The organism is Rhodobacteraceae bacterium M382, from assembly GCA_025141015.1.
In the GTDB taxonomy this organism is placed as follows: domain Bacteria; phylum Pseudomonadota; class Alphaproteobacteria; order Rhodobacterales; family Rhodobacteraceae; genus Aliisedimentitalea; species Aliisedimentitalea scapharcae.
This window is the reverse complement of record CP081098.1, coordinates 3423590-3449491: the sequence shown is the minus strand read 5'-3', so window position 1 is coordinate 3449491 and position 25902 is coordinate 3423590. Positions and strand designations below refer to the sequence as shown.

Below are 25902 nucleotides of genomic sequence, written 5' to 3'. Positions count from 1 at the left end.
GAAAAGGATTGAGAACATGCACAGCCGTCTCCTCCCTGCGCTTGGCCTTGTTGTGAGCGCGATGAGCCTGATTGTCATTGGTGATGCAGCTGGAAAGCTGTTGACGGCCAATGGCTTTAGCCCGTTTTTTGTGGCCTGGTCGCGGTTTACCGTGGGGCTGGTGGTGTTGTTGCCGACGTTTCGGGTGCACCGGGCCGAGCTGTCACAGCTGTTGGATTGGCGCATCATCCTGCGGGCCTGTCTGATCGTGGGGGGGATCAGCCTGATCCTGACCGCGTTGCGAACCGAACCGATTGCCAATGTGTTCGGCGGGTTCTTTGTCGGACCAATCCTTGCCTTTGTGCTGTCGGCAGTGCTGTTGGGGGAACGGGTGACACCGGCCCGGGCGGTTCTGTTGCTGATCGGATTTGCGGGTGTTCTGTTGGTGGTCAAGCCGGGGTTCGGCATGACCGTGGGGCTGGGTTTTGCGGTGGCAGCCGGGTGTTTCCACGGCTCGTTTCTGGTGGCAACGCGGTGGTTGGCTGGGCAATATCGTTCCGGTTTTTTGATGTTCTCGCAGTTGTTTGTTGGCGCAATCGTACTGCTGCCGCTGGCCCTGACGGGATGGCCCGCAGGGATCGGTTGGGGGGATGCGGGGTTGATCCTGGTCAGCGCGCTGGGGTCAGCCGCTGGAAACTATCTGTTGGTGGTGGCCAACAAGACAACCCCGGCCAGCGTTGTGGCCCCGTTGGTTTACAGCCAGCTGCTGGCCGCGACAGTGGTGGGATGGATTGTGTTCTCGGACCTGCCGGACGCCTTGGGGCTGATTGGGCTGGGTGTGATCACCTGTTCGGGGTTGGCCTCGCTGTGGTTGTCAGGACGGGCGATGGCGCGGGTCTGACGGGCCTGTGTGAACGGGATGCAGCCGCATTGGGGGCATTCCCAAATCTGATCAAAGCCGCTATCAGGCTTGAAAACTGGTCAGGCGCAGAGGATAGTTTTGCCATGACGCTGCGCTATACCCTAAGACAATTGGAATATTTCGTTGCTGTGGGCGAATGCGGTTCTATCGCGGCGGCCAGCGAAAAGGTGAATGTGTCGTCGCCGTCGATCTCTGCTGCCGTGTCTCAGCTCGAAGAGGAATTCGGTCTGTCGCTGTTTGTACGCAAACACGCCCAGGGTCTGTCGCTGACCAAGGCCGGGATCCGCCTGTTGGGACAGTCGCAAAAGATCCTGCGCGAGGCGGATATGCTCAACTCGATTGCCGGGGATATTTCCGGGAACGTGCAGGGGCCGCTGTCCATCGGGTGTCTGCTGACATTTGCCCAATTTGTCCTGCCCAAGGTACGCCGTGAATTCGAAGCGCAATACCCCGATGTCCGCATCAACCAGGTCGAATTGAACCAGACCGAGATCTTCTCTCAGATCCGCCGGGCCGAGCTGGACATCGCTCTGACCTATGATCTGGATATTCCCGCGGACCTGGATTTTGTGCGGCTGGTGGAACTGCCGCCCTATGTTCTGGCCGCTGAAACCCATCCCATCGCGCATCTTCCGGCCGTTTCAGTCGAAGAACTGCGCGATCACCCCATGGTGCTGCTGGATTTGCCGATGAGCGGCGAATACTTCCTGTCGTTTTTTTCCAAGGCCGGGGTCAAACCCAAAATCGCGGAACGTACCCGTGATATGGCGGTGATGCGCAGCCTGGTCGCCAATGGATACGGCTATTCCATCGCCAATGTGCGGCCCCTGACCAATCAATCCCCCGATGGGGGCACCTTGCAGTTCATTCCGTTGACCGGCGATGTGCGCCCGATGTGCATGGGGCTGATCATGGCACGCGGAGCCGATGGCACCAGCACGGTCAAGGCGTTCATCGAACATTGTCGGTCCCGGATCACCCGCGACAGCGTGCCGGGCATCCGCATGGGCCCCGAAGGCAGCCGTCGCGACGTCTGACAGAGATCTTAGCCTGCCTCTAACCACTGCTTGGGCAGGCCTGTCTTTTGTCCGGGGCGCAATGTTCGTATTGAGTGGGAAACAGCGGCAATCTGAGTGGGCTTTGGACAAGATGACAGACACGATTGAAATTTTGGACCGTCTGATCGGTTTCAACACGGTCAGTGCCAACAGCAATCTTGCGATCATCGACTATATTCAGGATTTTCTGACCGCGCGCGGCTTTGCCGTACACCGGGTCCCGGATGGCACCGGCGAAAAGGCCGGGATTTTTGCCGCGCTGGGACCGTCTGGTCCGGGCGGAATTCTGTTGTCGGCGCACACGGATGTTGTGCCGGTCGAAGGACAGGACTGGACCCGTGATCCGTTCCGCCTGACCCGCGACAACGGGCGTCTCTATGGGCGTGGCACAACCGATATGAAGGGCTATGTCGCCTCTGTCATGGCGCTGGCCGATCGGGCAGCGGGACGGGATCTGAAAGAGCCGCTGAAAATCGCCTTTTCCTATGACGAGGAAATTGGCGTGGTCGGGATCAAACATATGATCGGCGCGCTCGACGGCACGATTGGCCTGCCGCGCGCCTGTTTTGTCGGTGAGCCAACCGACATGCAGGTCGCCGTGGGCCACAAAGGCAAAGCTGCTCTGCGCGCAACCTGTTTTGGGCAGAACGGCCATTCTGCGCTGGCCCCACAGTTTGTGAACGCGCTGCATCTGGCCACGGATTTCGTGGCTGAACTGCGCGCGTTGCAGCAGGATTTCATGATCAACGGCGCGCGCGATGCCGCTTATGATATTCCTTATTCAACTGTGCATGTGGGCAAGCTGTCCGGGGGCATGGCGTTGAATATCGTGCCGGACAAGGCGGTTGTGGATTTCGAATATCGCCATCTGGCCGCTGACAAGGCAGCCGATATTCTGGCCCGCATCCAAGCGGCGGCGGAACAGGTGGCGACCGCTCACCGCAGCCAATTTCCGGATGCCCGGATCGAGGTGGACCAATACAACGCCTATCCCGGTCTGTCGGTCGCGGGCGACGCGCCTGTTGTTTCGCTGGCCCAGCGTCTGGCCCAAAGCAATGATGTGACCAAAGTCCCTTATGGCACCGAGGCTGGCTATTTCGACGGGCTGGGCATTCCCACCGTGGTCTGTGGCCCCGGATCGATGGAAGGGCAGGGACACAAGCCCGACGAATATCTGGAGCAAACCCAGCTGGCGGCCTGTGATGCGATGATGGACCGGGTGTTGGAAGAGTTGGTCGGCTAAAGGGCTAAAGGTTCTTAATAACAGGGTGAGCAGTGCGGTCCGAGGGTCACTTCGGTCACGCAGGTTGTGTCAGACAGCGCAATGGTGGTCAGATGCTCCACCGCTGTCATGTCGCCCATCTCGGCGGGAAAGGCACCCCCTGTTCCGCCGACCTGCCGCCCCCGTGCAAGGGGGTCGTCCAACGCGTCCTGTTGGCACCCGCGGGCCACAGTACGCCGACCTTTCGGGTCCAACCTGATGGCTCTCCCTTGCTGATCCTGTGAACCATAGCTCACAGCGACTGTTCCTGCGCATTTGCGTCGGGGTTGCACGAGATACTGCTTGGATCAAGAGGTGTGGAGTTCGCGGCCCATTCTTCCAGATCAGATCCCAAGTCTTGGCTTCTCAACGCCGGTATATGCGGTCTGGCTTTGTGCTCAGGTTTGTGCTCTGGCCTGCGCGCGGGGCGGCGTATATTTCCCCCCGACCGGATTGGGCGGGGGGAAAGCGATCAGGCCGCGCTGTATTGCGGGGCCGAGGCCAGGAATTCCCCATAGGATTTGGCATCCGGAAAGGAGAATTGTTCCGCCAGCGGATTGTCCCGCTTGCGTTTGGTCGCGCCGATGTCGGCCAGCAATTCGTCGAAATGTTTGAAATGGAACGGTGCCGAACACAGCCCGCCGTAGACCTGGGCCGAGGGGCGTTCCTTGCGCCGCCAATTCAGCATCATCTCCATGTTTTCGTTCATCGCCTGGGCGCTGGGCTGGTGCGCCAACTGTCCATCGGCATAGCGGACCAGCCAATTGGCGATCATCTCCGCCGACAGGATGGTGCAAAAGGACGAATTGAACCCGACAAAGCCCATGTCCGGCAGATCCGGGTTCACCGACAGGCGGTAGACACGATATTGGCCGTCGCTCTCGATCAACTTGTCGCGGTATTCCTGCGCCAGATAGGGAATCCCCAGCTTCCAGCCCACGGCCAGAACCGACAGATCACAGGGGATCCTGTCGCCGGTGGTCAGCACGGCGTGGCCCGGTTCATAGTGATCAATCGTGCCCTGAATGGGTTTGATTGACCCGTCCCGGAACCCTTCGAACAGCCCCGGTGTCACAATCGGCAGCGAACAACAGGCTTCTTTTTCAATCGGGCTGTCGGGCACCATGTTCCATTTTTTCAGACCCAATTGCGCCTTGAGCAGGGTTTCGAGCCCACGAAAGTTGGCCCAGACCAGCGGTTTGAACACCGCCGCAATCACCCGCTGGAACGGGGATTTGCCCCATTGATTGAACTGCTGTTCTTGCGCCCGCATGTACAGCAGCCGTTTAAAGTTGATGCCGCCGACAAAATACGGCACCCGCCAGACGTTTTCGCGATAGACCATCGTGGCGGATTTGGCGCCGTTCTTGGCCGCGTTCACCACCAGATCGGTGGCCGATTTCGACCCACCCAGCACCAGCACATTCTTGCCCTTGGCGATGGCGCTGTCGACGTACTCCGACGAATGCATCACCTGACCGCCGTTCGCGATGAACGCGTCCTGACCGGGGTGGGAGATGATGTTCTTGTCGGAAAACTGGCCTGTACAGATCGCGACAAAGTCGAAATCTTCGCTGCTGACACTGCCCGCCCGGTCGATGGTCAGGGTCCAGCCCGGTTGGCCATCGGCACGACGGTCCATCGACAGAATGTTGGTGTTCAGCTGGAACAGCCGGGTCAGATCATGTTTGGCCGCATAGGAATGCAGATAGGCATGCACCTGTGGCCCCTTGGGCCATTCGGGATAATCGTCCGGCATCGGATGATCGGTGTAACAATACAGATCCTTGGGGCTTTGGGTTTGCACATCGGGGTAGGAGCGCGACAGCTCCCACACACCGCCAAAATCATGGGTGCGTTCAAACCCGAACACCCGGTGTCCGCGTTCATCAAATGCCTTGGCCGCAGCCAAGCCGGAGACCCCGCCGCCAATGATGGCGACGTTCTTGCGTTTTACCATTTCGTTGTTCTCCCGGCTTATGCGTCTGCCGGAGGGGGCAGAAAATCGACCTCGTGCAGGGCCGACAGGCGGACCAGCTCGGCCGGGTCGGTCACACCATCGAGCGCAATGAACAGATCAAACAGCTTGCGCGACGGGGCCACGCCGAACAGGCATTTCGCCTCGGCACCTGATCGGTTGAACACCCCATGCGCCACGCCGCGCGGCATCTGGATCATGTCGCCCGGTCCGGCCTTGTGGGCGACTACATTGCCGCTCTCATAGCCGAAGTCGACCTCCATGTTGCCCTCCAGCATATAGATCCATTCGTCCTGCGTTGGGTGCACATGCGGCGGCACAAAGGTGTCGGCCGGAATGACCGCATGCCACAGCATGGCGTTGTCGCTGTGCAGTTTCGGGGTGTAGATGTGACCGACCACATTCCAGGATTTGCCGTCTACTCCGGCGTCCGTGGCGGTGATTCCCGCGTCCATTTGCATTTCCCTGTTCTCCTTTATGGATTGGTTTTTCAATCAGGCTAGGCAGGGATTTGGCCCCCGAATATCCGAAAAGCGAAATTTTCTGCACATGTTTTATGGTAAAGAAGACGAAACGCTTTGTGAATTCGGGGTTTGGAGGCCATTCTGCGAACCATGCGAACAGAGATGACGACAGCCCCATTGAGCGCCCCCTTGAACGCGTATTGCCAATTCCAGACCGGTGATCTGGATCAGGCGCGCGATCTGGTGGCGCGCAATTTCTGCGGTCACCGGCTGGAACGCCAATCGGCGCGGGATCAATTCGACGCCTGCCAGAACCGGGCCCAGGGGCAGGCGTTGTCCTATAACTACATCCGCTATGGTGCCGATGTGGAAATCGAACCCGGCGAGCTGGGGTCTTTTTATTTGATCCAGGTGCCGCTGACCGGCCATGCGCTGGTGCGCAACGGGCTGGACGAAGTCGAGACCGGCGCGGGTGTGGCGTCAATCCTGAACCCGGATCGCCACACGGCCATGCGCTGGCATGCGGGCTGTGAACAGTTGTTGTTACAGATCGACCGGGACCAGCTGACACGGGTGGCCGAACGGATTTCTGGCACTGCGTTGACGGCCCCTGTGCGGTTCCTGCCCCAGATTGACGGCCGCCGGGACGAAATGCGCCGCTGGTTGACGTTGTTCCAATCTGCTGTGGCGGCGGTGGATCGTGGTCAATTGCTGGGCCTTGATCACCAATTGACCCAGGCCGTGGTCGAGGATGAACTGATCGCTGGGCTGATCTACTCCCAGCCCAGCAATATTGCCCCGCTGCTGGACCATCCGGTGCTGAAATCACCGTCGCCCTATGTGAAACGGGCGCAGGACCATATGCGTGCGCATCTGGCTGATCCGCTCAGCGTGACCGACGTGGCCAGCGCGGTGGGGACCTCGCCGCGCAACCTGCAACTGGCGTTCAAGCAATGCCTGGGCATGACGCCGTTGGAATACCTGCGGTTGTTGCGGCTGAATCTGGCGCGGTTCCTGTTACAGGAAAGCCCCCCGCATGACACCATCGCCCGCATCGCCGGTGCGGCCGGGTTTTCACATCTCAGCCGGTTCTCGGCGCAATACACCGCGCGGTTCGGCGAAAGCCCCAGCGAAACCCGCAAGCGGCGAATTCTGAATTAAGGCGGTGTGCTACATCGGCCAAAAGACCAGAATGGCCGGGATCGAAACGGCGACGATCAGCACCTCCAGCGGCAGGCCAATACGCCAGTAATCGCCAAACTGATACCCTCCGGGGCCCAGGATCAGGGTGTTGTTCTTGTGCCCGATCGGGGTCAGAAACGCCGCCGAAGCCGCCACCGCCACCGCCATCAGAAACGGATCGGGGGACACGCCCAGGGTTGTTGCCATCTGAATACCGACAGGGGCCGCGACAATGGTGGTCGCGGTGTTGTTCAAGACATCCGACAGGGTCATGGTCACCACCATCAGCACGGTCAGAACTGCCCAGGCCGGCAACCCCTGGGTCAGTCCGATCAACGCATTGGCAATCAACTGCGTCCCGCCCGAGCTGTCCAGCGCCGCCCCCAGCGGGATCATCGAGCCCAACAACACCACAACCGGCCATTCCACATGGTCATACAATCCCGCAATCGGCAGGATCTTGGTCAACACATAGGCCACCACCACCAACCCCAGCGCCACCGGCAGATACAGCAACCCAAAGCTGGCCGCCGCAACGGCCGCCGCAAACAGTCCGATCGCCAGCCAGACCTTTTCATTGGCGGTCACCGCCAGTCCCCGTTCGGCCAGGGGCAGACAGCCCAGCCATTCGGTTACATCCGGACCCCTGTCGCGCGGGCACAACAGCAACAGAATGTCGCCGGGCATCACTTCTGTCTTGCGCATTTGTTTGGTGATGCGCCGCCCCTGGCGTGAAATTCCCATCAACACAGTGCTTTGGCGCCAGGCCAGCCCCAGACCTTGGGCCGTGCGCCCGGCAATCCGGGCGGTTTCCGGGACCACCACCTCGATCACGTCGAGACCTTCGCCTGCGGCCGTCACCTTTTCCTGCCGCTGCGCATCGGAAAATCCCAGCGACAATGCGGCGCGAAATTCGTCCAGCGCTTCGGGGACTGCCTCGATCACCAGCGTGTCTTCGGCGCGCAGAACCGCGTTGGCGGCGCGCCCATAGCGGCGTTTACCATCCCGGATCAACCCCAGCAGGGCAACATCGGCCTGTTCCGCATCGCTGTCCAGTTCGGCCAGCCGTTTGCCGATCAGCGGGGAGTCTGCGGGAATGGTCAGCTCTGCAATATACTGGGCCAATGCGCTGGAGCTATCGCCGGAATCATCCCGCGCCGGAATGAAACGCCAGCCAATCAGCGCCACAAAGGCCAATCCAGCCAGCGCGGCAATGCCGCCCACGGGTGCAAAGTCGAACATGGCAAAGGGCGTGCCGGTCGCTTCGCCCCGGATGGCGGCGATGATGATGTTGGGGGGCGTGCCGATCAGCGTGGCCATGCCGCCCAGAATGGTGGCAAACGACAGCGGCATCAGGCTGAGCCCCGGTGCCCGACCGGCCTTGCGTGCGGTCTGCATGTCCACAGGCATCAACAGCGCCAAGGCGGCGACATTGTTCATGAACGCCGATAACACCGCGCCAATCCCGCCCATCAGCGCGATATGCGCGCCCAGCCCACGAGAGGCATCAACCAATGTCCGGGTGATCAGAAACACCGCGCCGGAGCGCACCAGCCCTGCGGAAACGATCAGCACCAGCGCCACAACCAGTGTCGCGGGATGGCCAAAGCCTGAAAACGCTTCCTTGGTCGGTACAACGCCCAGAACGACGCCCGCCATCAACGCTGAAAACGCCACCAGATCATAGCGATACTTGCCCCAGAGCAGCAGAATGAAAACGGCACCAAAAAGGCAGAAAAGAATGATTTGATCTTGTGTCATCCGGCCACTTTAGCGTGCGGGCGCGCATGGGCAACCATTGCAATCGTGGCGAGCCTTGAACCTAGGGGGCGCTCGGGGCTATATGGGCGCCAGTCAGATGAATTAAATATGGGAACGCACCATGGCCGGCCATTCCAAATGGGCAAATATTCAACACCGCAAAGGGCGCCAGGACGCGGCGCGCTCGAAACTGTTTTCGAAACTGTCCAAGGAAATCACCGTCGCCGCTAAAATGGGCGATCCTGATCCGGAAAAGAACCCGCGTTTGCGCCTGGCTGTAAAAGAAGCCAAGTCCCAATCGGTCCCCAAGGACGTGATTGACCGCGCGATCAAGAAATCGACCGCAGGTGATGGGGATGATTACGAAGAAATCCGCTATGAGGGTTACGGCCCCAGCGGTGTGGCCGTGATCGTCGAGGCAATGACCGACAACCGCAATCGCACGGCGTCGGTCGTACGCTCTACCTTCTCCAAGAATGGCGGCAATCTGGGCGAAACCGGATCCGTTGGCTTCATGTTTGATCGCAAGGGCGAAGTGGTCTATGGCGCTGAGGCCGGTGATGCGGATGCGGTGTTCGAGGCTGCGATCGAAGCGGGAGCCGAAGATGTGGAAAGCTCGGATGACGGGCACATCATCTATTGCGCGGACACCGATTTGAACGATGTTTCCAATGCATTGGAAAGTGCGCTGGGTGAATCCGAGTCGACCAAATTGGTTTGGAAGCCCACCACCACAACCGAATTGGACCTGGAAGGCATGCAAAAGCTCATGAAGCTGGTCGATGCGCTGGAAGACGACGACGACGTACAACGCGTCACAACCAATTTCGAAGCCTCCGACGAGGTTATGGAACAGCTTTGATCGCGTGACATCTGTCAACAAAAGCCGCCCCAGACAGGGCGGCTTTTGTATGTCTCGCGGCAAAATTTTTAGGAAAAATTTTGCCAAGACTTTTCTGGAAAAGTCTTGGCTCGGTGGTGAGCGCTGCGCTCAGGCCTTGTGCAGCACTTTTGTTGCCGCGTCGATTACGGCGCGTGTTACGGGTTTCAGCGCCGGAGCCATAATTCTGTTTACCTGCCAGCTCAGGGCCACGCCAATGTCTGCTTTGGGCAGTAATGGGATCAGCCGGGCATGTTTCAGATGTCCACGTATCTGCGCGAACGGCATCATGCCCCAACCGATGTTTGCCCGGGCGGCATCCACAAAGGCATGTGAAGACGGTAGAAAATGGCTGGGTGGGGACAGTTTCGTGCCTATGTAGGTGTCGAGCCAGATTTGCTGCAGGGCGTCTTTGGCATTGAAGGTCAGCATCGGTGCCTGAGCCAGCGTTTCGCGCGTGACACCCTGTGCAAACCAGCGTTCGTGAAATGCGGGGCTGGCGACTGCCACATAGCGCAGCACTCCCAGATCGTGCATGTCGCATCCGGCAACCGGTTTGTCACGGGCACAGACCGTGGCGCTGACCGCGCCGCGTCGCAGCCAGTCGGCGCTGTGATCCTGATCGTCCAGCACCAGATCGAACAGCAGATCGGGCACCTGCTCCATGGCCGCGACAAACCAGGTGGCCAGGCTGTCCGCATTCACCGCCACACGCAGCCGGGCTGGCGCGGGTCCGCCATCCAGGGACAGTTCCCGGCTCAATTGTGCTTCCAGAAGGCCGATGTCTTCGGCGTGTTTGGCCAATCTGATCCCCAGCGGCGTGCCGATACACGGGGTTCCCCGTCGGATCAACGCGGCCCCTGTTCGGTCTTCCAATGCCTTGATCCGTTGGGAAACCGCCGAAGGGGTTACCGACAGCTGACCGGCGGCCGCCTCGAACGACCCAAGACGCAGGACTTCGGACAGGGCGGCGAGCTGATGGGGGTCAAACTGCATAAGAAACTCTAATCTGGGAACACATTAATTAATTTGATTACGCACACGCGAGGCCGTAGTCAATTTTGAACACGCACACAGGAACCGTCCATATGTCTCCATCTTTGATCGCCGGCTTTGCGCTTGGTTTCAGTCTGATCATGGCGATCGGTGCGCAGAATGCCTTTGTCTTGCGACAGGGGTTGAAGCGGCAACATGTCTTTTGGATCTGCCTGACCTGTGCCACGTCGGATGCCGTGCTGATTGCGGCCGGTGTCACCGGGTTTGGAACGCTGGCAATGGCCTGGCCCTGGTTCGAACAGGTGATGCGGTATGGAGGGGCGGTGTTTTTGATCGTGTATGGTGCCCGGAACCTCAGGTCGGGTTGGACCGGGGGGGCGGCGCTGACCAGCGCGCAGGCGCAGGCGAGCGGAGAACCGGCCTTGTGGCCAGCCTTGGCAACGGTGCTGGCGCTGACCTGGCTGAATCCGCATGTCTATCTGGATACGGTGGTGTTGCTGGGGTCGGTTTCGGCGCAATACCCCAGCCAATTGGTGTTTGGCATTGGTGCTGCGCTGGCCAGTTTTACGTTTTTCTTTTCGCTTGGCTATGGGGCCCGGGCTCTGGCACCGGTTTTTGCACGTCCACGGGCCTGGCAGGTGCTGGACATCGGGATCGGCCTGACCATGTGGGCCATTGCGCTGGGGTTGATCTGGATCTGAGGCACTGGGCGCGGTGCCTGGCAAACGGACATCACATTTTGCTACGGTCACTGTTGTTAACTTGTTTCTCTTCTCGACATTGCCGATCAAAGGCGGTGTAAGGGATCTCATGAAACCCGACACGCATGCAAACCCCGTCATGGGGGTGGTCTGGATGTTGGTGACAGGGTTGAACTTTGTCGCCGTGACCGCCTTGGTAAAATACCTTGGTACAAATGTGCCGCCAGCCCAGGCTGCGTTCTTGCGCTATCTTCTGGGGCTGGTGTTCCTGTTGCCGATGCTGGGGGCGATCCGCAATACAGCGCTGAGCCCGCGTATGCATCTGCTGTTCTTTGGCCGCGGTATCATTCATTCGGGTGGGGTGATCCTGTGGTTCTTTGCCATGACCCAAATCCCGTTGGCTGAAGTCACGGCCATGAACTATCTGTCGCCGGTCTATGTCACGATCGGAGCGGCCCTGTTCCTCGGGGAAACCCTGGCGGCGCGGCGGATTGCGGCGATTGCCGTGGCCCTGATTGGTGCGATCATCATCCTGCGTCCGGGCTTTCGCGAGATCTCTCCTGGGCATTTGGCCATGCTGGTCACTGCGGTGCTGTTTGGTGGCTCCTATCTGCTTGCCAAATTCACCGTGGATGCAGCCAACCCGCCGGTTGTGGTGGCGATGCTGTCGATCTGGGTCACCATCGGGCTGGCCCCCTTTGCCTGGGCCGTCTGGGTGCCACCATCGTGGTCTGATCTGGGCATTCTGTTTGGTGTCGCCTGTTTTGCAACGGCGGGTCACTACAGCATGACGCTGGCGTTCCGGGCGGCTCCGGTGGCCGTGACACAGCCCGTCACCTTCCTGCAATTGGTCTGGGCAACGGCGTTGGGTGCGTTGGTGTTTGACGAGGCCGTTGATGTCTGGGTGGTTGCGGGGGGCACGCTGATCCTGGGGGCCGTGACCTTTATCACCTGGCGCGAGGCGGTATTGAAACGCCGGGCAATCACACCGCCGGACGCCGCGACCAAACTGTGACACGGCCAGCCAGCATTGCCAGCGCAACACAATGGGGGATAAGCTGACCTCAAAAGAGACAGAGGGGCAGGGCATGAGGTCTTTGTTTTCAGCAGCTTTTACGTGTCTTGTGCTGTCCGGTCCGGCCTGGGCCGGGTTGGAAATATGCAATGACACATCCGAACAGCAGGCGGTGGCGATCGGGTACAAATCCGATGATCAATGGGTGTCGGAAGGATGGTGGAACATTCCGGCCCAAGAGTGCCGCAGCCCGATCCAGTCCGATCTGAAGAACCGCTATTACTATATGATGGCGCGGAGTGATGGCTGGGAATTCGCCGATGAGAATATCCTGTTTTGTGTCCAATCCGAGGTCTTCACCATCGTGGGCGACGAAAACTGTGAGGCGCGGGGCTATGAAACCGGACGGTTCATCAAGATCGATACCGGCACCACGGCCAAACAGCACACGCATTTCCTGTCGGGCTATGCCTTTGCGGCCCAGGAGCCCGGTGGCGGGCAGACCAGCTATGGCGAGCCTTATGCCGACAATGTGACCTTTCAGAGCTGCCCGGCGATATTCAGCGAAGGCGATCCGTATTGCACCTTTCACGGCGGCGGGACCAAGTTCTTTGTCAATGACGACACGCGCACACCTCCGCATGTCTTTGGTCTGTTGAGGGCGCTACTGCCTGGCACACCGCTGTATGTCGAAGGGGAACTGACCGGCATTTTTGACACCACCGCCGAAGTCGTCCTGACCAAGGCCGAACCGCGCCCATGGCGCGAGGCCGACCGGCTGCTCGATCACTTGCAGGGGCATTGGTATTCCGTGTCTGACCCCAACGAACAATTCACCGTTCTGGGGGGCGAGCGGGAAAACAGCTATGACGGACAGGTCACGGGTGTGGAGTATCTGTCGATCCAGGAACGATGTGGGGAATTTGAGGGCGCGGGGCCGTACCTGTATGCCCGGGGCGAAGAGACCGGGGAAGGCTATTGTTATGGCATTGAGTACGTCGGCGATTGGGATTTGACGCTGATGTATCTGCCGCGGGGCTTGTTCCAGGACTTTCGCAAGTTGGACTGAGGCGTGGTGGGGGCTCTGCCCCCGCAGCCGTTGGCTGCTCCCCCGAGGTATTTGGACCAGAAAGAAGCAGGGGGATGGCGCGTCAGCGACGTTTCGCGGTCACGACAATGGCACCCGCGATCAGGCCCCAGACCGCGCCGCTGAGCCCCAGGATGGTTACGCCGGAGGCGGTCACGGCAAATGTGATGGCGGCGGCTTCGCGGTATTCCGGGTCCTCGAGCGCGGCATGGGCAGAGCCGGCAAAGACGCCGAGCAAGGCAACACCGGCCAAAGTGCCCAGTAATCCGTTGGGGGCCAGCCCGGCAAAGCTGGTGATGATACCGGCAAACAGGCCGAACAATGTGTAAAACAGGCCACAGACCACGGCGGACCAATAGCGCTGTTTGGGATCCGGGTGACAATCGGGATTGGCGCACATGGCGGCGGTGATGGCCGCCAGACAGGTGGCGGGGGCACCAAAGGGTGCCGACGCCATGCTGGCTGCGCCAACGGTTGTGAACAGCGGCCTTGAATCCGGTTGATAGCCATAGCTGCGCATGACTGCGATACCGGGAATGTTCTGCGTGGCCATGGTCACGATGAACAGCGGCAGCGCAATGCTCAGGGTCGCCGGGATGGAGAACTGGGGGCTCACCCAGACCGGGGCGGTCAGGACCGATGGGGGAGCAGGAATTTGAAACCCGGCAGCCCAGATTGTGACGGCCGTCGCCGCCAGAACTGCGGCGGGCACGGCGAACAACCGGTTGACGCGACCGACCAGGAACCAGGCCGCAATCACTGGCAACGCGTGGGCGGGCGAGATGGCGAGGGCCTGAAACGGTTTGATGCACAGGGACAGCAGCACGCCGGCCAGCATGGATTGGGCAATCGGCCCGGGGATCATTGCCGTCAGTCGCCCCAAAGGACGCCAGAACCCGGCCACTGCCACCAGCAGCCCGGCGACCAGAAAGGCACCGACGGCCTCGGCAAAGCCGCCCTGAGGCATGGCGTTGACGGCCAGGAGCGCAGATCCAGGAGTGGACCAGGCGACGCTGATCGGCTGGCGTTTCCACAGGCTCAGACCGGCACCGGTCACGCCCATGGCCACCGCCGCCGTCATCAGGGCCGAGGCCGCTTGATCGGGGGTCGCCCCCATCGCGGCAACCCCTTGTAACAGGATCGGAAACGAGCTGAAGAACCCGACGATGGCCACGACGATGCCGGTTGAAACTGTTTGCAGGGGCGGGTGCCCGGAGCGGGGCGCTGTGTTCCCGGTCACCGCAACATCAGGTCCATGACCTTGTGCGCTGCGGTGCGTGCGGCAGCGGGATCAACGGGTTTGGCGGATTGCGCCGCCTCGAGCCAGACCCCGTCCATGTAGCTTTGCAAGGCCAGCCGGGCGGTTTCCACCTGATCTTCGGGCACCAGAGTGCGCAGTTCCGACAACACATGGCTGCGAACCCGGGCCCGATTGATCCGATGCAGCCGAGACAGGCGCCTGGAATAGGGCGCATTGGCCCAGAACTGCATCCAAATCGAACATTTTTCGACCGAGAACAGAGAATCAGAGAAATTCGCGTCCAGCACCGCCATCAGCCGATCGCGCGGCGTTTTGGCTTCGGCATAGCCAGCGGCCATAGCATTGCGCAGCAGGCGCAACAGATGGCGCATGGTGGCCTCCATCAGACCTTCCTTGGAGCCAAAGTAATAGTTGATCGAGGCGGCGGATGATCCGGCCTCCCTGGCGATTTCCGCCATGGTAACAACAGCATACCCTCGCGCGTGTACGGCGACGATTGTAGCTTCGATAAATTCTTCGTGGCGAATGTCGCGAATACGTTTCCTGCCCATATGGGGGACTTTAATTGGTTGAGTGACGGTTGCAACACCTGTTGCTCCGAACAAAAACCTGATCCATCATTCAAAAAATAGTTTGGGTATTTCATAAACTGTGTTAGCAACCGCTTCCATGTCAGAAATGGGCGCTTTTAAGGCGCGACATGGGAGGGACTAAATGACGACTGTAATTTCCGCTGGGATCCTGATGGCGTTCGCGCTGGTGATCTTTTGCGTGATCAAATGGTGGAACGTGCGCAATGTGGGGCCGACCCCGGTGCATCTGTTCACCTTTATCGCGATCCTGTTCACATCCGGTCTGGACGTGGGGCTGATCATGTTTCCGCTGGCCTGGGATTTTCCGCTGTATGCGGACACGGCTGCTGAACCGGCCTATGGGTTTACCAACCCGCTGGCGCTGGAGTTCGGGTTCTGGGGCTTTCTGATCTGGGGCTTCTACTTCCTGACCACCTTCTATTTCTGCGTGATCGAACCGCGGGTGAAGTTTTTCGAAATCGGGCTGGTCAAGCTGATCAACAACATCGTCATCATCGGCACCTGTGCCTTTACCGGCGCGCTGTTCCTGATCTATCTGCCCTATTACGCGACCTTCATGGGCGACGGCGAAACCGTGATCCCGGCGTTTTATGTCATCACCTTCCTGGTGATCCTGGTGGCGGCGTTTTCGTCGACCGACATCAAATACGTGCGGGTTCTGTCCGTGGGATCAACCATCCTGTTCCTTGCGCTGATCTTTGGCATGTGGGCCTGGTCGGGCATGGGCATGGGTGAATTCGCGTCAACCGCGGGCAACATTGGCGGCTATTTCGCCAATATTCACAAATTCATCCTGCCGCTGACCGATTACCACGAATTCTACCTGTTCTGGTGGTTTGCATGGTCGATCATGATCGGACAGTTCACCTCGCGCTTTGTCGGCGGGTTGCGGACCTGGCAGGTGCTGGGCGCGCTGTTGGTGTTCCCGTCGATCCCCTTGGGCATCTGGTTCTCGGTTCTGTACTATTACCATCTGAACAGCATCGAAACCACGCTGCTGATCAACGTTTCGATGGTCGTCGTTGGCATCATCTTTGTGATCAACTCGTTTGACTCGCTGATCCGGCTGTACACCGACAACCTGAACCTGACCGTCAAACGCTTTGGCACGTTGCCGTATGTTCTGGGCAATGCCGTGGTGCTGTTTGCCCTGACACTGGCCTTCCAAAGCCAGTGGTTACAGATCCAGTGGATCGGCACCGTGGTGATCGGCATCTACATCGCCTGCCTGGCGTATATCGTGCTGTTCAAACGCAAAGAAGTGATGGCAATCACCTCTTCCCCCGAAGGGCGCAGTCTGGACTTCGAGAAAATCGAAACCGTGCACTAAGCCCCTAAGCCCCGGTTTCCTCCCTGAGACCGGGGCTTTTTACGCCTTGATACAGAAACCTGAGTCACAAAGAGAATTCCTGATTGACCGTTCAAACTCTCATTCCTACGCTTTTTCCTGACAACAGGAAGGAAGCCGCGATGCCCAAGGTCGGAATGGAACCGCTCCGCAGGGAGGCGATTGTGCGTGCCACGATTGCCGAGATCGGAGAGGCGCGGTCACTGGACGTTACGGTGACGAAGATCGCCAATCGGGCAGGCATGTCCAGCGCGTTGGCACATCACTATTTTGGCGGCAAGGATCAGATCTTTTTGGCGGCCATGCGCCAGCTCATGCGCGATTTTGGCGATGAAGTTCTGGAAGAACTGGCGCTGACCACACCGGACACGCGGGCTGACGCCATTGTGCGCGCCTGTTTCAAGACATCCTGTTTCACTGCCGAAGGCATCAGTGCCTGGATGACCTTTTACGGGCTGGTGCAGTCGCAACCGGATGCGCTGCGGTTGTGGCGGATTTATCAGGCGCGATTGCGCACCAACCTGTGCCACGCACTGCGCGGACAGGTGCGGGACCCTGCCGGGTCGGCCGATACATTGGCCGCCCTTATCGACGGACTTTATCTGCGGGCGGCGCTGGAGGAGCGCCCGAACGCAGACCAGGCGGCCGCCAAAGCGCTGGCCATGTTGACACTGCTGCGGAGGAGCGGCCAATGAGCAATCCCAATATCCTGATCCTGATGGTCGACCAGCTGAACGGAACCCTGTTCCCGGATGGTCCCGCGGATTGGCTGCACGCCCCGAACCTGAAAAAGCTGGCGCAGCGATCAACCCGGTTCGCCAATGCCTATACCGCCTCGCCATTGTGTGCGCCGGGTCGGGCGTCGTTCATGTCGGGCCAATTGCCGTCACGCACAGGGGTCTATGACAACGCCGCCGAATTCCGCAGCGACATCCCGACCTATGCCCACCACCTGCGCCGCGCGGGCTATTACACGTGCCTGTCGGGCAAGATGCATTTTGTCGGCCCCGACCAACTGCACGGGTTCGAAGACCGTCTGACCACCGACATCTACCCGGCCGATTTCGGCTGGACCCCGGATTATCGCAAGCCGGGCGAACGCATCGACTGGTGGTATCACAACATGGGGTCCGTCACCGGGGCAGGGGTCGCAGAGACCTCGAACCAGATGGAGTATGACGACGAGGTCGCCTATAACGCCACCGCCAAGCTGTACGAGCTGTCGCGCGGGCTGGACGACCGCCCCTGGTGCGTCACTGTCAGCTTTACCCATCCCCATGACCCCTATGTGGCGCGCCGCAAATATTGGGATCTCTACGAGGATTGCGAACACCTGTTGCCCGCAGTTCCGGCCAAGGATTATGACGATCACGACCCCCACGCGCAGCGGATTTTCGATGCCAACGACTGGCGTGCCTTTGACATCACTAAAGACGACATTCGCAAATCGCGCCGCGCCTATTTTGCCAATATCTCGTATCTGGATGACAAGATCGGCGAGATCCTGAACGTGCTGGAAACCACCCGGCAAGAGGCGATCATCCTGTTCGTGTCCGACCACGGTGACATGCTGGGCGAACGCGGCCTGTGGTTCAAAATGAACTTCTACGAAGGCTCCGCCCGGGTGCCGCTGATGATTTCAGCGCCCAACATGCCCGCGGGTCTGATCGAAACGCCGGTCTCGACGCTGGATGTGACCCCAACGCTAGGCGTTCTGGCGGGGGTGTCAATGGACGAACTGGCGCCCTGGACCGATGGCGAAGACCTGGTGCCGCTGGCCAATGGGGTGGACCGCACCGCGCCTGTGGCGATGGAATACGCGGCCGAGGCGTCCTATGCGCCACTGGTGTCGCTGCGCTATGGCCCGTGGAAATACAACCGCTGTGCGCTGGACCCCGACCAGCTGTTCAATCTCGATGATGACCCGCACGAGCTGACCAATCTGGCCGATGATCCGGCCCATGCCGGGACATTGGCCACCATCAAGGCGAAATCCGAGGCCCGCTGGGATCTGGACAGCTATGACGCCGATGTGCGCGCCAGCCAGGCCCGGCGCTGGGTGGTCTACGAAGCCCTGCGTCAGGGTGGCTATTACCCCTGGGACTACCAGCCGCTGCAAAAAGCCTCTGAACGCTACATGCGCAACCACATGAACCTCGACAACCTCGAAGAAAGCAAACGCTTTCCCCGAGGCGAATGACACGAACCAGTTGAAAGATCTGAAATGACCCATCCGGCCCAACCCATCGCCAGCCATTTTATCGGCGGTGAATATGTCGAAGACACCAATGGCACACCGATCCCGGTGATCTATGCCGCGACCGGCGAACAGATCGCGACCGTCTATGCGGCGACGCCAGACATCGTGGAACTGGCGCTGACCACGGCAAAAGCTGCACAGGCCGAATGGGCGGCGATGACCGGCACCGAACGTGGGCGCGTCCTGCGCCGCGCTGCGGACCTGCTGCGCGACCGCAATCATGACCTGTCGGTGATGGAAACCTATGACACTGGCAAACCGCTGCAGGAGACCTTGGTGGCCGATGCGACCTCCGGCGCGGATGCGTTGGAATATTTTGGCGGCTTGGCCGGGAGCCTCACGGGCGAACACATCCAGATGGGCCAGGATTGGGTCTATACGGTGCGCGAGCCGCTGGGTCTGTGTGTCGGGATCGGGGCGTGGAACTACCCGACCCAGATCGCCTGTTGGAAGGGCGCACCGGCGTTGGCCTGTGGCAATACGATGGTGTTCAAACCGTCTGAAACCACGCCGCTGTGCGCGCTGAAAGTGGCCGAGATCCTGCACGAGGCCGGGTTGCCAGCGGGCGCCTATAACGTCGTTCAAGGCATGGGCGAAGTGGGCGGTGCGCTGGTCACCGATCCGCGCGTCGAAAAGGTGTCGCTCACCGGATCTGTGCCAACAGGCAAGAAGGTTTATGCCGCCGCGGCCGCCGGCATGAAACATGTCACCATGGAACTGGGCGGCAAATCGCCTTTGATCATCTTTGACGACGCCGACGTTGAAAACGCCGTGGGCGGCGCGATCAACGGCAACTTCTATTCCTCGGGCCAGGTCTGTTCCAACGGCACCCGCGTGTTCGTGCAAAAGGGCATCAAGGAAAAATTCCTGACCCGTCTGGCCGAACGTGTGAGCCAGGGCGCGGTTCTGGGCGATCCGATGGATGAGGCGACCAATTTCGGTCCGATGGTGACCGAGAACCAGATGCAGATCGTTCAGGGGTATATCGAAAAGGGCAAGGATGAGGGCGCGCGTCTGATCTGTGGCGGCAATCGCGCCGACATGCCGGGCTGGTTCCTGGAGCCCACCGTTTTTGCCGATGTCACCGACGAGATGACCATTGCCCGCGAAGAGATCTTTGGCCCCGTCATGTCGGTGCTGGATTTCGACACCGAAGAAGAGGTGATCGCACGTGCTAATGACACCGAGTTCGGCCTGTCGGCAGGGGTGTTCACCAAGGACTTTACCCGCGCACACCGCGTGATCGGCAAGCTCGAGGCAGGCAGCTGTTTCATCAACTCCTACAACGACGCGCCGGTCGAAGCGCCGTTTGGCGGGGTCAAGGCATCTGGTGTGGGACGCGAAAATTCCAAGGAAGCAATCAAGCACTTTAGTCAGGTCAAATCGGTCTATGTGCGCATGGGCGACGTGGAAGCGGCGTTCTGAAGATCAAAAAAACCCGGACCTTTGGGGCGGCTGATTGCCCCTTTGGTCAACACCCGCCCACCCACCCCGTTGCCCAAAGGGGCAATCCGCGGTTGGGCAGGGAACTGAACAGGCCCGGCAGGGGCCGGATGGAGAGACGAGATGAACGCGGATTATGTGATTGTCGGGGCCGGATCGGCGGGATGTGCCATGGCCTATCGCCTGTCAGAGGCCGGGAAGTCGGTTCTGGTGATCGAACATGGCGGCACCGATGCCGGACCGTTCATCCAGATGCCGGCCGCCTTGTCCTATCCGATGAACATGAGCCTTTATGACTGGGGCTATAAATCCCAGCCCGAACCGCATCTGGACGGGCGTGAATTGGTCACCCCGCGCGGCAAGGTGATTGGCGGGTCGTCTTCGATCAACGGCATGGTCTATGTGCGCGGCCATGCGGGGGATTACAACCACTGGGCCGAAAGCGGCGCGCAGGGTTGGTCCTATGCCGATGTGCTGCCCTACTTCAAACGCATGGAGACCTGGCACGATGGTGGCCATGGTGGCGACCCGGATTGGCGCGGTAAAGACGGCCCGTTGCACATCAGCCGCGGCCCCCGCGACAACCCGCTGCATGCGGCGTTCGTGAATGCGGGGAGCCAAGCCGGGTATCCGGTCACCAGCGACTACAATGGCGAACAGCAAGAGGGCTTTGGCCCGATGGAGATGACCGTGCACAAGGGGCGGCGCTGGTCGGCGGCCAATGCCTATCTGCGCCCGGCTCTGAAGCGCGACAATTGCGAAATGATCCGCGCGCTGGCCCGCAAAGTGGTGATCGAAGACGGCCGCGCCGTGGGTGTCGAAGTGGAACGCGGCGGCAAGATCGAGGTGATCCGTGCCAAGATCGAAGTGATCCTGGCGGCCTCGTCGCTGAATTCGCCCAAGCTGTTGATGTTGTCGGGGGTCGGTCCGGCGGCAGAGCTGGCCGAACATGGCATCGAGGTGATCGCCGACCGTCCGGGCGTGGGCAAGAACCTGCAGGACCATCTGGAATTCTATTTCCAGTTTGCCTCGAAAAAACCGATCACCCTGTTCAAATATTGGAACCTGTTCGGCAAGGCGATGATCGGGGCGCAGTGGCTGTTCACCAAAACGGGTCTGGGGGCATCGAACCAGTTCGAAAGCGCCGCGTTCATCCGGTCAGACAAGGGCGTGGATTACCCGGACATCCAGTACCATTTCCTGCCCATTGCCGTGCGCTATGACGGGCAGGCGGCCGCCGAAGGGCACGGGTTCCAGGCCCATGTGGGGCCGATGCGGTCCGGATCACGCGGCGAAGTCACATTGGCCAGCGCCGACCCTAATGACGCCCCCAAGATCCTGTTCAACTATATGTCCACCGAACAGGACTGGGTCGACTTCCGCAAATGCGTGCGCCTGACGCGCGAAATCTTTGCCCAACCGGCGATGCAGGAACATGTAAAGTTCGAAATCCAGCCGGGCGATGCGTTGCAGACAGACGATGAAATCGACGGCTTCCTGCGCGAACATGTGGAAAGCGCCTATCACCCTTGTGGCACCTGCAAGATGGGTGCCGTTGACGATCCGATGAGCGTGGTGGATTCCGAATGCCGGGTGATCGGGGTTGACGGTCTACGGGTGGCTGACAGTTCGATCTTCCCGCGCATCACCAATGGCAACCTGAACGGCCCGTCGATCATGACTGGCGAAAAGGCTGCGGATCACATTCTGGGTCGCCGGTTGCCCGCGTCAAATGCCGAACCGTGGTTCAACCCGGATTGGCAAGCCTCGCAACGTTGAACCACCAACCCGGCAGAGCAATCCGCCGGGTTTTTTTCTGCGAAAATTCGAATGTTTCAAATGCGGGTTTGATCGGGGTCAAAGTGGGCGGGATCACCGCTGCCTAAGCTTTGTTCGACACATGAAAGAAGGAGCGAACAGCAATGTCCCACACCCCCCACGAGCTGGCCGAAGAATTCCCGGATAAAGTCGACGCCATCAGCGCGCTGAAACAATCCGATGCCCATTTCGCCAAGCTTTCGGAAGAATATCACGAGATCAACCGCGCCGTGCACCGGGCCGAAACCAATGTGGAGCCGATCGAAGAGCTGGCCGAGGTCGGCCTGCGCAAGAAACGGGCCGCGCTAAAGGACGAAATCTGGGGAATTCTGTCCAAGTCCTGAGCCGGACCCGATCCGGGAAGCTATGACAAAGGGCACCGCTGGTGCCCTTTTTTGCGGGGATGTCGCAGGGTCATGCCCGGTCTGCCGCTCTGCACGCGATGCGCACGACCAACTGCCGGGGCATCCTGTCGGATCGTATCGCCTATGCCGTTATTTCGATCCCCTTGGCGTGCGCCCAATGCTCCAGCGCAACCACGATTTGACCGTCCTCTGATCCGAATTTCGATGCGGCCTGGCGTTTGCCGGTATACCGCATGATGTCCTGCAAAGCTGTATTCGCGTACCGGCCCTGATTGCCCTTTTCCTCGACCAGTGCGATCAGCCTGTCCGAGATACCGCGGTGTTTGGGTTGCAGGTCTGCGGTTTTGTAGCGGTCCCAGTTCTTCAGGATGACGCTGCACACATGGGAGTCATCCTGGGGTTTGTTGGGATCGGCCAGCGCATCCCACAGCCAGTGACCGTCCCCCTCTACCAGAAAAACCTGGGCGGCGGTGCCTTGGTCACATCTGTCCTGTTGCAACATCCAGGACAGAACCTTGGACCCATGATCATAGTTCCAGGACATCACGACCTGATGCCAGGTGTCTGCATTCTGCTGGTCCAGCCAATCAATGACACGGTTGTCTTGGCCAGCCGGGATAACAATGGTTTCAGGGTCAGCCCACCACTTCATCAAGGCATCCATATACTTCATCAATATCCCTTTCACGGCCAGAAACCGTAAACAACTGTTAAGTTTGAGGTCGGTCTGACCGGTTCAGGGACCCGACACAAGCTGCAAATGCCTTAACTGACCTGATAGGGCAGCACACCGCGTTCGTCGGTGTTGATCGTCAGGCGGCGTTCCAGCGGGGGAACAGACCGCTGGTGGCAGGTCTTGCGTTCGCATATCCGGCACGAGATCCCAATGGGCTCATAGGCGTTGGCATTGCCCACATCCAGGTTGTCAGCATAGACCAGCAGATCTGCATGGCGCACTTCGCACCCCAGGGCGATGGCATAACGGCGCACCGGGGATCCATATGCACCGCCGGTTTTCGACACATCCCGCGCCAACGAGATATAGCGCACACCGTCGGGTGTTTCGGCCAACTGGCGCAGGAACCGCCCTGGCGTTTCAAAGGCCTGATGTACGTTCCACAGCGGGCAGGCGCCGCCAAAACGGGCAAATTGCAACCGGGTGGCCGAATGGCGTTTGGTGATGGTGCCAGCCTGATCCACGCGGACAAAAAAGAACGGAATCCCTTTGGCTCCGGGGCGTTGCAGGGTCGACAGGCGGTGCGCGATCTGTTCGATCGACGCGCCAAAGCGGGTCGAGAGCAGCTCAAGGTCATGGCGGCATTCCTGCGCGGCGCTCAGGAATTTTCCATAGGGCATGATTGCGGCCCCCGCGAAATAATTGGCCAGGCCAATCTTGGCGATAGCGCGGGCCTCTTCGCTATAGAACCGGGCGAAATCCAATGTCGCCTCCAACAGCTTGTCCTGGCGCAACAGGGCCAGTTGCAGCAACAGCTGGAACAATTGGGTCTGGGGGACCGTGCGCGTCGACAGATGCAGGGTCCGGGTCTCACCATCATAAATCCGCATCTGCGCCATATCGGTGTATTCCACGGTGATCCCGGCGGCGCGCAGCGATTCCAGCGCCCTGAGCCGAACATCGCCCTGCGCGGCAAAGCTCTCGGCGGCGTGGTCCACGGCGTCGATATAGTTGTCGCAATAGTGGAAAAAGTCGCGCACCTCCTCCCATGGGCTGGCCTGAATGCGGGCATCTTCGCGCCCCAGCGCCTCGTCCAGCGAGGCCAGGCGTTCGTGGGTCTGGCGATAGGCGCGGTGCAATTCGATAAACGCCCGCGCCAACGCGGGGGCATTTGAGGCGGTCAGCCGCAGATCCGCCAATGGCGGCATGGTTTCGGCAAAAATCGGATCGGCCAGCGCTTCGCGCATGTCCGACACCAGCCGTTCACTGTCCCCTGTGGACAGTTCGGTCACATCCAGCCCGAATTCCTGCGCCAGCGCCAGAACCACAGTGGTCGACACCGGCCGGTTGTTGTTTTCCATCTGGTTCAGATAGGGCAAGGACACGCCCAGTTTGGCGGCAAAGTCCTTTTGCGTCAGGGTCAACCGGTTGCGCATCTCGCGCAGCTTGGCACCGGCATAGAGTTTCTGTGTGGCCATCAGAGGGGTCTTTGCAAATTCATGATTGGGTCATTGTAGAATTGCAAACTGCTCTGAGCAAGGGCAGCGGTTACAGCCCCAGCGTGCGTTCGCGCCGAATGACCAGCAGGATCGACAACAGCGCCGCCACCGCGGTGACCAGCATGACGATCAGCAGGGGCATTGGGCCGGACCCATCCGGCAATACCGCGCCTGCCAGCGCGCTCAATGCTGCACCAAGACCCAGCATGATCGACCCGCTCAGCCCCGACGCGGTACCTGCCAGGTGCGGGCGCACCGACAACGCTCCGGCGGTGGCATTGGGAATGGTCATGCCATTGCCCAGCCCCACCAACGTCATCAGACCAAAGAAGGTATAGACGCTGCTCAGCCCCAGCGCTGTCAGGATCACGGACGCGGCGACGCCCAGCATGTTGATCCAGCAACCGCCGTGCACCATGCGGTTGATCCCGAACCGGACGGAAAACCGACCCGAGATGAAATTGCCCAGAACATAGCCCGCAGCTGGCGCGCCAAAGAACACGCCCAGCTTTGCCGGCTCCAGCCCATAGACTTCGCTGCCCACATATGGCGCGCCGCCGAGATAGGCAAAAAACGCACCAGATGACAGGCCAACGGTCATGGAATAGCCCCAGAACCGGGGCGAGCGCAGCAGCTCGGGATATTCGCGAAACTGCTGGACCAATGTCAGCCCGCTTTTGTGTTTGGTTTCGCCAAAGTCGAGCCAGGTCAACGCCAGCGCCATCCCGCCCAGCACGAACAGCAGCCAAAAGTTGGCCTTCCAGCCAAAGATCTGTTCCAGAAATCCGCCCAGGGCGGGCCCGAGCATAGGCACCACGGCCATGCCCATGGTGACATAGCCAATCATGCTGGCGGCCTGATCCGGGGGGAACATGTCACGCACCGCGGCGCGGCTCAGCACCATGGCGACTGCAACGATGGCCTGCGCCATGCGAAACACCAGAAAGATTTCGGCCGTCGGGGCCAGAACGCAGCCCAGTGTCGCCAGCAGAAACAGAACCAACCCACCCAGAATGACAGGCCGGCGACCCATCATGTCAGCCACCGGACCGATCAGGGTTTGCAAGATGGCATTCATCGCCAGATAGATCGCGACAGACATCTGCAGCAATCGGTAATCGGCCTGAAAATATGCGGCCATGCCGGGCAGAGAGGGGAGAAAGATGTTCATTGCCAGCGCCGACATCCCGGACAACAGGATCAGCGTCGCAATATGCGGCGGTCCCTTTCGGCTGAGAAAGCGGTTGGCTGGTGCATCCATATTGTCGCACTTATGCCTTGTCATCGCGCGTGTCCATTCCAGCCAGGCGATAAGACAACTTATTAGCTAGTTTACAATTAGCATTCTAATATTT

General features: G+C 59.9%; 24 protein-coding genes. 14 read left to right on the top strand and 10 right to left on the bottom strand.

From position 1 onward, the window contains the following. Positions 1 to 16 precede the first annotated feature (16 nt). The 3 genes from K3727_16065 to argE all read left to right on the top strand — a co-directional run bounded on the left by K3727_16065 (position 17) and on the right by argE (position 3202). On the top strand, positions 17 to 880 hold the full coding sequence (locus tag K3727_16065; GenBank protein ID UWQ90289.1) for a DMT family transporter: 864 nt from the start codon (positions 17 to 19) through the stop codon (positions 878 to 880). 104 nt (positions 881 to 984) lie between these two features. Continuing rightward, a complete protein-coding gene (locus K3727_16060; GenBank protein ID UWQ90288.1) occupies positions 985 to 1938 on the top strand; it encodes a LysR family transcriptional regulator in 954 nt (317 codons plus the stop codon). A 112-nt stretch (positions 1939 to 2050) separates the two neighbouring features. Beyond that, entirely contained in the window at positions 2051 to 3202 is a 1152-nt protein-coding gene (argE, locus tag K3727_16055) for an acetylornithine deacetylase (GenBank protein UWQ90287.1), read from the top strand. Positions 3203 to 3216: 14 nt separating this feature from the next. Here argE and K3727_16050 read toward each other — a convergent pair whose 3' ends face one another. The 3 genes from K3727_16050 to K3727_16040 all read right to left on the bottom strand — a co-directional run bounded on the left by K3727_16050 (position 3217) and on the right by K3727_16040 (position 5659). Next, positions 3217 to 3477, bottom strand: a complete 261-nt coding sequence (locus K3727_16050) for a hypothetical protein (protein ID UWQ90286.1) — start codon at positions 3475 to 3477, stop codon at positions 3217 to 3219. 215 nt (positions 3478 to 3692) lie between these two features. After that, the gene (locus tag K3727_16045) at positions 3693 to 5180 is read right to left on the bottom strand and encodes an NAD(P)/FAD-dependent oxidoreductase (protein UWQ90285.1); all 1488 of its coding nucleotides are present in this window, start codon (positions 5178 to 5180) and stop codon (positions 3693 to 3695) included. 17 nt (positions 5181 to 5197) lie between these two features. Then, entirely contained in the window at positions 5198 to 5659 is a 462-nt protein-coding gene (locus K3727_16040; GenBank protein ID UWQ90284.1) for a cupin domain-containing protein, read from the bottom strand. A 165-nt stretch (positions 5660 to 5824) separates the two neighbouring features. On the opposite strand from K3727_16040, the gene K3727_16035 reads away from it, so the two are divergent. Continuing rightward, positions 5825 to 6823 (top strand): helix-turn-helix domain-containing protein, encoded by a 999-nt coding sequence (locus K3727_16035; protein ID UWQ90283.1) that lies wholly within the window; start codon positions 5825 to 5827, stop codon positions 6821 to 6823. A 9-nt stretch (positions 6824 to 6832) separates the two neighbouring features. On the opposite strand, the gene K3727_16030 is transcribed toward K3727_16035, so the two are convergent. Then, complete coding sequence (locus K3727_16030) at positions 6833 to 8605, bottom strand: SLC13 family permease (protein UWQ90282.1); 1773 nt, start codon at positions 8603 to 8605, stop codon at positions 6833 to 6835. A gap of 121 nt (positions 8606 to 8726) precedes the next feature. Here K3727_16030 and K3727_16025 point away from each other — a divergent pair, with 121 nt between their 5' ends. Further along, the gene (locus K3727_16025; GenBank protein ID UWQ90281.1) at positions 8727 to 9467 is read left to right on the top strand and encodes a YebC/PmpR family DNA-binding transcriptional regulator; all 741 of its coding nucleotides are present in this window, start codon (positions 8727 to 8729) and stop codon (positions 9465 to 9467) included. 129 nt (positions 9468 to 9596) lie between these two features. Here K3727_16025 and K3727_16020 read toward each other — a convergent pair whose 3' ends face one another. Beyond that, positions 9597 to 10481, bottom strand: a complete 885-nt coding sequence (locus K3727_16020) for a LysR family transcriptional regulator ArgP (GenBank protein ID UWQ90280.1) — start codon at positions 10479 to 10481, stop codon at positions 9597 to 9599. A 92-nt stretch (positions 10482 to 10573) separates the two neighbouring features. Here K3727_16020 and K3727_16015 point away from each other — a divergent pair, with 92 nt between their 5' ends. The 3 genes from K3727_16015 (at position 10574) to K3727_16005 (ending at position 13266) form a co-directional block, all read left to right on the top strand. Then, positions 10574 to 11182: a LysE/ArgO family amino acid transporter gene (locus tag K3727_16015; GenBank protein UWQ90279.1), complete on the top strand. Its 609-nt coding sequence runs from the start codon at positions 10574 to 10576 to the stop codon at positions 11180 to 11182. A 154-nt stretch (positions 11183 to 11336) separates the two neighbouring features. Then, positions 11337 to 12197: a DMT family transporter gene (locus K3727_16010; GenBank protein UWQ93413.1), complete on the top strand. Its 861-nt coding sequence runs from the start codon at positions 11337 to 11339 to the stop codon at positions 12195 to 12197. Positions 12198 to 12270: 73 nt separating this feature from the next. After that, positions 12271 to 13266, top strand: a complete 996-nt coding sequence (locus K3727_16005; GenBank protein UWQ90278.1) for a DUF1036 domain-containing protein — start codon at positions 12271 to 12273, stop codon at positions 13264 to 13266. 82 nt (positions 13267 to 13348) lie between these two features. On the opposite strand, the gene K3727_16000 is transcribed toward K3727_16005, so the two are convergent. Both K3727_16000 and betI (K3727_15995) read right to left on the bottom strand, forming a co-directional pair. Then, complete coding sequence (locus K3727_16000) at positions 13349 to 14485, bottom strand: benzoate/H(+) symporter BenE family transporter (protein UWQ93412.1); 1137 nt, start codon at positions 14483 to 14485, stop codon at positions 13349 to 13351. A 35-nt stretch (positions 14486 to 14520) separates the two neighbouring features. Beyond that, a complete protein-coding gene (gene betI, locus K3727_15995; protein UWQ90277.1) occupies positions 14521 to 15096 on the bottom strand; it encodes a transcriptional regulator BetI in 576 nt (191 codons plus the stop codon). Between the two features lie 163 nt (positions 15097 to 15259). Between betI (K3727_15995) and K3727_15990 the strand changes: the two genes are divergently transcribed. The 6 genes from K3727_15990 (at position 15260) to K3727_15965 (ending at position 22351) form a co-directional block, all read left to right on the top strand. Further along, a complete protein-coding gene (locus K3727_15990; GenBank protein ID UWQ90276.1) occupies positions 15260 to 16468 on the top strand; it encodes a BCCT family transporter in 1209 nt (402 codons plus the stop codon). A 140-nt stretch (positions 16469 to 16608) separates the two neighbouring features. Then, positions 16609 to 17181 (top strand): transcriptional regulator BetI, encoded by a 573-nt coding sequence (betI, locus tag K3727_15985; GenBank protein ID UWQ90275.1) that lies wholly within the window; start codon positions 16609 to 16611, stop codon positions 17179 to 17181. Beyond that, a complete protein-coding gene (gene betC, locus K3727_15980; protein UWQ90274.1) occupies positions 17178 to 18686 on the top strand; it encodes a choline-sulfatase in 1509 nt (502 codons plus the stop codon). Before betI (K3727_15985) ends, betC begins: the two co-directional genes overlap by 4 nt. Before the next feature lie 24 nt (positions 18687 to 18710). Continuing rightward, entirely contained in the window at positions 18711 to 20171 is a 1461-nt protein-coding gene (gene betB, locus K3727_15975; GenBank protein UWQ90273.1) for a betaine-aldehyde dehydrogenase, read from the top strand. A 141-nt stretch (positions 20172 to 20312) separates the two neighbouring features. Continuing rightward, positions 20313 to 21968, top strand: a complete 1656-nt coding sequence (gene betA, locus K3727_15970) for a choline dehydrogenase (GenBank protein ID UWQ90272.1) — start codon at positions 20313 to 20315, stop codon at positions 21966 to 21968. A gap of 143 nt (positions 21969 to 22111) precedes the next feature. Continuing rightward, positions 22112 to 22351, top strand: a complete 240-nt coding sequence (locus tag K3727_15965) for a DUF465 domain-containing protein (protein UWQ90271.1) — start codon at positions 22112 to 22114, stop codon at positions 22349 to 22351. A 142-nt stretch (positions 22352 to 22493) separates the two neighbouring features. On the opposite strand, the gene K3727_15960 is transcribed toward K3727_15965, so the two are convergent. From K3727_15960 to K3727_15950, 3 genes are all read right to left on the bottom strand, one after another. Beyond that, complete coding sequence (locus tag K3727_15960) at positions 22494 to 23045, bottom strand: DUF4274 domain-containing protein (GenBank protein UWQ90270.1); 552 nt, start codon at positions 23043 to 23045, stop codon at positions 22494 to 22496. 92 nt (positions 23046 to 23137) lie between these two features. Then, on the bottom strand, positions 23138 to 24526 hold the full coding sequence (locus K3727_15955) for a short-chain fatty acyl-CoA regulator family protein (GenBank protein UWQ90269.1): 1389 nt from the start codon (positions 24524 to 24526) through the stop codon (positions 23138 to 23140). Between the two features lie 70 nt (positions 24527 to 24596). Continuing rightward, positions 24597 to 25808 (bottom strand): multidrug effflux MFS transporter, encoded by a 1212-nt coding sequence (locus tag K3727_15950; GenBank protein UWQ93411.1) that lies wholly within the window; start codon positions 25806 to 25808, stop codon positions 24597 to 24599. Between the last annotated feature and the right edge of the window lie 94 nt (positions 25809 to 25902).

Coding starts and splice junctions, on each gene's coding strand:
- K3727_15965 (UWQ90271.1), top strand. CDS start 22,112: ATGTCCCACACCCCCCACGAGCTGGCCGAAGAATTCCCGGATAAAGTC.
- betI (UWQ90275.1), top strand. CDS start 16,609: ATGCCCAAGGTCGGAATGGAACCGCTCCGCAGGGAGGCGATTGTGCGT.
- K3727_15955 (UWQ90269.1), bottom strand. CDS start 24,526: ATGGCCACACAGAAACTCTATGCCGGTGCCAAGCTGCGCGAGATGCGC.
- K3727_16045 (UWQ90285.1), bottom strand. CDS start 5,180: ATGGTAAAACGCAAGAACGTCGCCATCATTGGCGGCGGGGTCTCCGGC.
- K3727_16025 (UWQ90281.1), top strand. CDS start 8,727: ATGGCCGGCCATTCCAAATGGGCAAATATTCAACACCGCAAAGGGCGC.
- K3727_16065 (UWQ90289.1), top strand. CDS start 17: ATGCACAGCCGTCTCCTCCCTGCGCTTGGCCTTGTTGTGAGCGCGATG.
- K3727_15950 (UWQ93411.1), bottom strand. CDS start 25,808: ATGGATGCACCAGCCAACCGCTTTCTCAGCCGAAAGGGACCGCCGCAT.
- betC (UWQ90274.1), top strand. CDS start 17,178: ATGAGCAATCCCAATATCCTGATCCTGATGGTCGACCAGCTGAACGGA.
- K3727_16035 (UWQ90283.1), top strand. CDS start 5,825: ATGACGACAGCCCCATTGAGCGCCCCCTTGAACGCGTATTGCCAATTC.
- K3727_16020 (UWQ90280.1), bottom strand. CDS start 10,481: ATGCAGTTTGACCCCCATCAGCTCGCCGCCCTGTCCGAAGTCCTGCGT.
- betI (UWQ90277.1), bottom strand. CDS start 15,096: ATGGGCAGGAAACGTATTCGCGACATTCGCCACGAAGAATTTATCGAA.
- K3727_16010 (UWQ93413.1), top strand. CDS start 11,337: ATGTTGGTGACAGGGTTGAACTTTGTCGCCGTGACCGCCTTGGTAAAA.
- betA (UWQ90272.1), top strand. CDS start 20,313: ATGAACGCGGATTATGTGATTGTCGGGGCCGGATCGGCGGGATGTGCC.
- betB (UWQ90273.1), top strand. CDS start 18,711: ATGACCCATCCGGCCCAACCCATCGCCAGCCATTTTATCGGCGGTGAA.
- K3727_16060 (UWQ90288.1), top strand. CDS start 985: ATGACGCTGCGCTATACCCTAAGACAATTGGAATATTTCGTTGCTGTG.
- K3727_16030 (UWQ90282.1), bottom strand. CDS start 8,605: ATGACACAAGATCAAATCATTCTTTTCTGCCTTTTTGGTGCCGTTTTC.
- K3727_15960 (UWQ90270.1), bottom strand. CDS start 23,045: ATGAAGTATATGGATGCCTTGATGAAGTGGTGGGCTGACCCTGAAACC.
- argE (UWQ90287.1), top strand. CDS start 2,051: ATGACAGACACGATTGAAATTTTGGACCGTCTGATCGGTTTCAACACG.
- K3727_16040 (UWQ90284.1), bottom strand. CDS start 5,659: ATGCAAATGGACGCGGGAATCACCGCCACGGACGCCGGAGTAGACGGC.
- K3727_16015 (UWQ90279.1), top strand. CDS start 10,574: ATGTCTCCATCTTTGATCGCCGGCTTTGCGCTTGGTTTCAGTCTGATC.
- K3727_15990 (UWQ90276.1), top strand. CDS start 15,260: ATGACGACTGTAATTTCCGCTGGGATCCTGATGGCGTTCGCGCTGGTG.
- K3727_16005 (UWQ90278.1), top strand. CDS start 12,271: ATGAGGTCTTTGTTTTCAGCAGCTTTTACGTGTCTTGTGCTGTCCGGT.